General features: G+C 53.8%; 1 protein-coding gene. It reads right to left on the bottom strand.

What is annotated here, in order from left to right:
• Window positions 1–293: 293 nt before the first annotated feature.
• Complete coding sequence (locus F2P67_RS25285; protein WP_166225273.1) at window positions 294–1,472, bottom strand: integrase core domain-containing protein; 1,179 nt, start codon at window positions 1,470–1,472, stop codon at window positions 294–296.
• Between the last annotated feature and the right edge of the window lie 109 nt (window positions 1,473–1,581).

Below are 1,581 nucleotides of genomic sequence, written 5' to 3'. Positions count from 1 at the left end.
GAGGTGTATACGGGACAGGCTCTGGCTCTGGCTTTTGATCTTGCTTTTGCTTTTGCTCTTTTGCCCCTTCGGCAGGCCGAGCGAAGGTGTTCATCCGGGGGTAGGCGCGCAGCGCCGTGCGGCGAAGCCGCATACATCGAGAGGAGGTGCAGCGAAGCAAACCGTAGGCGATGCCCCCGGATGGACACCGTAGCGAGGGAACACTGAGCCTCAGCGAAGTGCCGTACGCCGGGGCAATGAACGGAACAACCACATAGGTAACAGTTAAGTTCAGGCACATGGGTAACACCTGATCACTTATTTTTGATTGCTTTGAGCGTCAGATAACCATCCTTAGCGTCTCGCGCATCAACTCGGCCAAGTAGAACAGGGCCAAAGACGATGTCCCAAACGCCCTCGCTTATGCTCTCCAGTCCGACTATCTGACGTTTCAGGACATAGCCCACATAGATTTTGAGCCTTCCTTTGTTCACCACGCCGTTGGAGTCCGTTCGGTATGCCTCAACATGGCTGGGGTATTTCATCTCCGGCAGCTTTCTTGGAAATTCCCGTGAAGAGCTGGTGTAGCAAGAGCCCGGTGTTTTCTGCCCCAATGCCTCATGAAGACGCTCATGATTATAGTGCTGCATGAACAGATCAAAATGCTTCTGCTGGGCTCCCCACTCAATTTCCGGCGGTCTTGGCAATGTACTTTTAAGCGTGCGGTGCATGCGTTCATGCCGTCCGTTTTGCTCAGGTCGCCCCGGTTGAGTCCGCTCATGAATGATGCCTAGATGAGCCCACCAAATGGACAATTGTGATAACCCCGCACGCCCGCCGCTGGCAAAAGGGACACCGTTATCAGTGCGGATCCGCTCAGGCATCCCATACGTCTTAAATAACCGTTCGAAGGTGGCTTTGGCGTCCTTGAAAGTCGTGCTCGGCATACTTTCACAAGCCAGTAAAAATCGACTGGCGTGATCCATTACCGTCAACGGGTAACACCAGACGCCGTCTCCTGTCAGGTATTGGCCTTTGTAATCAGCGCTCCAGAGCTGGTTAGGAAGGTCGGCTTTCTGAAGTGGTTTTGGATAGACAGCGACACGCTGGCGCAACCGTCGAGACACCACTAGCCCCGCTTTTTTAAGCACGTTGTAGATCGTGGTTTTGGAGGGCGGCGGCTGATCTGGAAACCGCTCTTGCAGGGCTGTCTGAATCTTTTTCGGGCCTGGCGTGGTTTGACCCTGGCGCCGCAGCTCAAGAATGGCTTCTTTGACCGCAAACGGCACAGCCTGCGCTTGAGAATGACGTTTGCGACTGCACTCCGCCAAGCCATTGATGCTGTCCGCGTTGTAGCGGGCCACCCACTTGTAGCCAGTCTTGCGACTGATGCTGTGAGCCGCACAGAGTTGACTGAAATTGAGCCGACCGGACAGATAGTCAGCGATGAACATCACTTTAAGGTCCATAGGTTTCAGCTCTCGCCACGGCATGGTCAGATCCTCGGAATCGACCAGTGCCAATTAAAAACTGTTACCTATGTGCTTGAACTGTTTTGTTACCTATGTGGGTGAGTCATACCGCAAAGCCTTTTGGGTTACC

Origin of the sequence: Pseudomonas atagonensis (genome assembly GCF_011369485.1) — a bacterium.
GTDB classification, from domain to species: domain Bacteria; phylum Pseudomonadota; class Gammaproteobacteria; order Pseudomonadales; family Pseudomonadaceae; genus Aquipseudomonas; species Aquipseudomonas atagonensis.
This window is presented reverse-complemented; position numbering and strand designations above follow the sequence as displayed.

Coding starts and splice junctions, on each gene's coding strand:
- F2P67_RS25285 (WP_166225273.1), bottom strand. CDS start 1,472: ATGCCGTGGCGAGAGCTGAAACCTATGGACCTTAAAGTGATGTTCATC.